Annotated in this window: 5 protein-coding genes; 4 read left to right on the top strand and 1 reads right to left on the bottom strand. The window is 71.2% G+C overall.

Annotated features, from left to right (window positions below; all coding sequences use genetic code 11):
• Positions 1-44 precede the first annotated feature (44 nt).
• Entirely contained in the window at positions 45-857 is an 813-nt protein-coding gene (locus tag DLJ58_RS00470) for a DUF3097 domain-containing protein (RefSeq protein ID WP_124853348.1), read from the top strand.
• A gap of 22 nt (positions 858-879) precedes the next feature.
• Here DLJ58_RS00470 and DLJ58_RS00465 read toward each other — a convergent pair whose 3' ends face one another.
• Positions 880-2,181: a serine hydrolase domain-containing protein gene (locus DLJ58_RS00465; RefSeq protein ID WP_124853347.1), complete on the bottom strand. Its 1,302-nt coding sequence runs from the start codon at positions 2,179-2,181 to the stop codon at positions 880-882.
• Positions 2,182-2,302: 121 nt separating this feature from the next.
• On the opposite strand from DLJ58_RS00465, the gene DLJ58_RS00460 reads away from it, so the two are divergent.
• The 3 genes from DLJ58_RS00460 to DLJ58_RS00450 all read left to right on the top strand — a co-directional run bounded on the left by DLJ58_RS00460 (position 2,303) and on the right by DLJ58_RS00450 (position 4,808).
• On the top strand, positions 2,303-2,776 hold the full coding sequence (locus DLJ58_RS00460; RefSeq protein ID WP_124853346.1) for an NfeD family protein: 474 nt from the start codon (positions 2,303-2,305) through the stop codon (positions 2,774-2,776).
• A gap of 5 nt (positions 2,777-2,781) precedes the next feature.
• On the top strand, positions 2,782-3,888 hold the full coding sequence (locus DLJ58_RS00455) for an SPFH domain-containing protein (RefSeq protein WP_124853345.1): 1,107 nt from the start codon (positions 2,782-2,784) through the stop codon (positions 3,886-3,888).
• A 152-nt stretch (positions 3,889-4,040) separates the two neighbouring features.
• On the top strand, positions 4,041-4,808 hold the full coding sequence (locus DLJ58_RS00450; protein ID WP_124853344.1) for a hypothetical protein: 768 nt from the start codon (positions 4,041-4,043) through the stop codon (positions 4,806-4,808).
• The last annotated feature ends 2 nt before the right edge of the window (positions 4,809-4,810 follow it).

The following is a 4,810-nucleotide window of genomic DNA, read 5'->3' as shown; positions in this document are numbered from 1 at the left end:
GTCGGGGGCCGGGGTGGGCGCGGGCTGGGTTTAGCGTGATCGACATGGCGGGGCGATACGGCGAGGACGTGTTGGCGGGCGACTGGCGACGGCGCAAGGTCACCCCCGAGGTGGACGCCGAACCGGATCTCGTGGTCGAGGATGCCGACTCCGGGTTTTGCGGAGCGGTCGTGGGCTTCGAGGCCGGCGCGGTGGTGTTGGAGGACCGGCACGGTAAACGGCGCAACTTCCCGCTGCTGCCGGCGGCGTTCCTGCTCGACGGCCGCCCGGTGACGCTGCGCCGCCCGACCCGGGCGGCGGTGCCGACGGCCCGTCGGCGGACCGCGTCCGGCTCGGTCGCAGTGGACAACGTGCGGGCCCAGGTGGCGAAGGCCAGCCGAATCTGGGTGGAGGGCATCCACGACGCCGCTCTGGTCGAGCGGATCTGGGGCGACGACCTACGGATCGAGGGCGTGGTGGTCGAGCCGTTGGACGGCATCGACGCCCTCGACGCCGAGGTACGCGACTTCGGCCCCGGCCCGACCCGCCGACTCGGCGTGCTCGTCGACCACCTGGTGCCGGGCAGCAAGGAGAGCCGGATCGTCGCCCGGGTGAACTCGCCGCACGTGCTGGTGACCGGGCACCCCTACGTGGACGTGTGGCAGGCGGTGAAGCCGGCCGCGTTGGGCATCGCGGCCTGGCCGGTGGTGCCGCCGGGGCGCCCGTGGAAGGAGGGGGTCTGCGCGGCCCTCGGCGTGGCTGAGCCGGCCGACATGTGGCGGCACATCCTGTCCCGGGTGAACAGCTTCGCCGACGTGGAGACCCCTCTGATCAACGCCATGGAACGCCTCATCGACTTCGTCACCGAAGCCCCCTGACCCGCCCGATCCTTCCCACGGGTCAGGGGACCTCGTCCGGGCTGCGGGTGAAGACGAACGTGGCGATGTCGACCGCCGCCGCCCGTCCGCTGTCGTCGCGCAGCACCGACAGGACCTCGCCGTTCTCCGGGCCGGAACGTCCCCGCCAGCGGTCCGTTCCCTCGGCGGTGAACCGGCTCACCCGCTCGCCGCGTACGTGGGCCACCAGGTCACCCGCGTCCCAGGTCAGGTCCAGCGAAGTGCCCATCCACCACCAGCGGCCGGTCAGCTCGGCCGACTCGGCATCCGGCGCGGCGGTGGCCGGCCGCCACGGCTGCGGGAACGCCGGCTCCGCGTCCAGCACGGTGGTCAGCAGCTGGCGGCCGAGCCCGGTGATCGGGAAGCCGTACGAGTTGGCGAAGGCGACCACGGCGGTGCGGGTGGGCCGGTGCACCACGAGGGCGGCCACGTACCCGGGCATCGAGCCGCCGTGCCCGACGTACACGCGCTCGCCGTCGCGGTAGAGCTCCAGCCCCAGGCCGTGCCCGCCGGTCCAGGAGTCGAGGTCGCTGATCACCACGGGGGCACACATCTCGGTCAGCGTCTCGGCGGCCAGCACCGACGGGTCGGGGTCGGCCAGGAACGCGGCCCAGCGGCCGAGGTCCTCGATCGTCGACCAGAGCTGCCCGGCGGGGGCCATGGCGCCGGTGTCGGTGCGGGGTTCCTCGCGCAGCGTGCCGTGCCAGGGGTGGACGACGTAGCCGCGGGCGTACGGCTCGGTGGCCGCGTAGGTGGTGCGACGCAGGCCCAGGGGCGTGAGGATCCGTTCGTCGAGCAGGTCGGCCCAGGGTGTCCCGGTGAGCCGTTCGAGCAACCCGCCGAGCAGCCCGTACGCCAGGTTTGAGTAGTGGTACGCGCGGTGCGGCGGGTAGGCGATCTTGTCGGCGCCGACGTCGGCGAGCAGGGTGGTCAGATCGACGCCCGCCGCCCGCTCCCACCAGTCGCCCTCGGGTTCGCGTTGCATGCCACTGGCGTGCCCGAGCAGTTGGCGCAGGGTGAGATCGCCCACACCGGTGCCCGGCAGGTGCTGCTCCAGTCGGTCGTCCAGGGCCAGTCGGCCGGCGTCGCGCAACTGCATGATCAGGGTGGCGGTCATCGTCTTGCTGATCGAGCCCACCCGGTACTGCAGGTCGACATCCGGGTGGGGGTCTTCGCCGGCGACGGCCACGTGCGCCAGCGTGCCGTCGCGGACCACGCCCAGCACCAGCGACGGGGTGTGGCCGTCGGCCTGTGCCTGGGCGACCCGGGTGTCGATCTGTCGGGCGGTCTCGGGGAGCAGTGTCAACGGGATCTCCTCGGGTCGGGCCGCCGATTCGTGGTGTTTCTGACGGGCCGGAAAGGGTCTCGCAGAGCCTACTGATCTTCGCGGGGAGGTCGCGCGTGCAATTGCGTGTCACGATTGGGTGGTGGACGCCGTGGTGTGGATCGTTTTGGGTGTGCTGCTGGCCGTCGCCGAGATTTTCACGACGACGCTATTTCTGATCATGTTCGGGGTCGGTGCGTTCGCCGCCGCCGGTGCGGCCGCCCTGGGCGCGCCGGTCGCCGTGCAGGCGCTGGTCTTCGCGGTGGTGTCGGCGTTGAGCCTGGTGGTGGTCCGACCGGTTATCCGGCGGCACAGCCGCTCCGCGTTGGAGAGTGGCGAGCAGCCGTTCGGCGTGGAGGCGATCGAGGGCTCCACGGCGCTGGTGCTGGAACGGGTGGACGCCGAGCAGGGCCTCGTCAAGATCGACGGTGAGCTGTGGAGCGCCCGGTCGTACGACACGACACAGGTCTACGACCCCGGTCAACGGGTTCGGGTGATAAAGGTCCGGGGCGCTACCGCCCTGGTGTGGCAGGACGATGTTTCTTCCGCCGGCGAGCTGCCGGAATCGAGAGGGTGAACGGAATGACCTTAATCGGGGTGGTGCTGATCGCGGTGGCGTTGATCGCCGTGATAACGCTGGCCAAGGCTGTGCGAATCGTGCCGCAGCAACGTCAGGACGTGGTGGAACGGCTCGGCAAGTACAAGCGCACCCTCAGCCCCGGCCTCAACCTGCTGGTGCCGTTCATCGACGCGGTTCGTACCAAGGTCGACATGCGGGAGCAGGTGGTCAGCTTCCCGCCGCAGCCGGTGATCACCTCGGACAACCTGGTGGTCTCGATCGACACGGTCCTCTACTTCAAGGTGGTCGACTCGGTCCGGGCGACCTACGAGATCTCCAGCTTTCTCCAGGCCATCGAGCAGCTGACCGTCACCACGTTGCGTAACGTGATCGGTTCGCTCGATCTGGAGCGGGCCCTGACCAGCCGGGACGAGATCAACCGGCACCTCTCGGGTGTGCTCGACGAGACCACCGGCCGCTGGGGCATCAAGGTGACCCGGGTCGAGATCAAGGCGATCGAGCCGCCGGCCAGCATCCGCGACTCGATGGAGAAGCAGATGCGCGCCGAGCGGGACCGCCGTGCGGCGATCCTGACCGCCGAGGGGCACAAGCAGTCGGTGATCCTCACCGCCGAGGGTGACAAGCAGTCGGCGGTGCTGCGGGCTGACGGTGACCGGCAGGCCCGGATCCTGCAGGCCGAGGGTCAGGCGAAGGCGATTCGGACGGTCTTCGACGCGATCCACCAGGCCAACCCGAGCCAGAAGGTGCTCGCCTACCAGTACCTGCAGGCTCTGCCGCAGATCGCCCAGGGCAGCGCGAACAAGGTCTGGATCGTCCCGGCCGAGCTGACCAAGGCCCTGGAGGGGATGGGTGGCGCGCTCGGTGGGCTGAGCCAGATGGTGGGGGATCTGCCCGCACCGGAGGCCGCGGACCAGGCGAGCCAGGTCGAGCGCGAGGCCGCGGAGGCGGCGCAGGCCGCGGCGGACGCCGCCCAGCAGATCCACGACGAGGTACGCGTCGCCGAGGCGCAGGCCACCGGCGGCAAGGGGTCGAAGGGGCTGCCCGCACCGGAGCCGGTGTCGCCGACCAGCCTCGTCGAGGACCCGGCCGACCAGCGCGAGCGCGGCTGATCCCGTACGCCGGCCGCCCGGTCGGCTAAATACGAGAAAGACTCATGGGGCGCTCCGACGCCTGCCACGATCGGTCCTAGGACGGGTGGTGACCAGGCAATCGGGGCGCCCCGGCGCGTCGGTGCACCGCTCGACGACGAGCGAGGTGACGCATGAAGGATCCGGTGAATCGGATGTGGTCCTCGGCCCCGGTGCCCGGCGCGCACGACCCGGTGGCCCCGCTGGGCTCCCGGCGCAGCGGTGGCGGGTTCGGCGTACTGCCCTTCGTCGGCGAGCCGACCCCGGGCGCCCCCGCCACGAACGCCAGTTGGGCCTGGTCGTTGCGTCGGTTCGCGCGGGCGGCGGTCTGGCTGCTGCCCGCGTACGCCATCCTCTACGGCGCGGTGGCGATGGCCAGCGACGGAGGGGTGGGCAACGACCCCTATCCGGCCGACGGCCGGGCGGTGTACCTGATTGGTTGGGTGGCCGCGGTGTGGCTCGGCCTGCTCGCGCTGCTGGCTCTCACCGGGCTGCTGGCCGCGACCCGCAGCCGCCGGGTGGCCGCCGCCGGCCTGCTGGTCAGCATCGCCGGCACCGTGCTGATGCTGCCGTTCGCCGGGTTCGAGGAGCAGACGCCGGTCTTCGGCGCCACCGCGCGGTCGCTGGTCCTTCTCGGCGCGACGTTCTACAGCGCGGGCTGGTTCCTCACCGGGTGGGCGGTGGCCCGCTCGGGCACCTTCAGCCTCGGTGACGGCGTCATGCTGATCATCGCCGCGCCGCTGCTCGGCCTCGGCGGTGCCCTGATCGGCTCGTTGCAGACCTTCGGCGCGATCTTCGTCCTGATCGCCGGGATCGGCATCGGCTACCGTTCCGGCCGCCTGATGCCCCGCGAAACCGCCAGAGACGCCGCCACCGCCAGCCTGAGTACCCCAAACCCCTAACC

The sequence above is a fragment of the Micromonospora arida genome, assembly GCF_003857035.1.
Classification (GTDB): Bacteria; Actinomycetota; Actinomycetes; order Mycobacteriales; family Micromonosporaceae; genus Micromonospora; species Micromonospora arida.
This window is presented reverse-complemented; position numbering and strand designations above follow the sequence as displayed.

Excerpts from the sequence above, each read along its gene's own strand:
- DLJ58_RS00470 (WP_124853348.1), top strand. The coding sequence starts at position 45 with ATGGCGGGGCGATACGGCGAGGACGTGTTGGCGGGCGACTGGCGACGG.
- DLJ58_RS00450 (WP_124853344.1), top strand. The coding sequence starts at position 4,041 with ATGAAGGATCCGGTGAATCGGATGTGGTCCTCGGCCCCGGTGCCCGGC.
- DLJ58_RS00455 (WP_124853345.1), top strand. The coding sequence starts at position 2,782 with ATGACCTTAATCGGGGTGGTGCTGATCGCGGTGGCGTTGATCGCCGTG.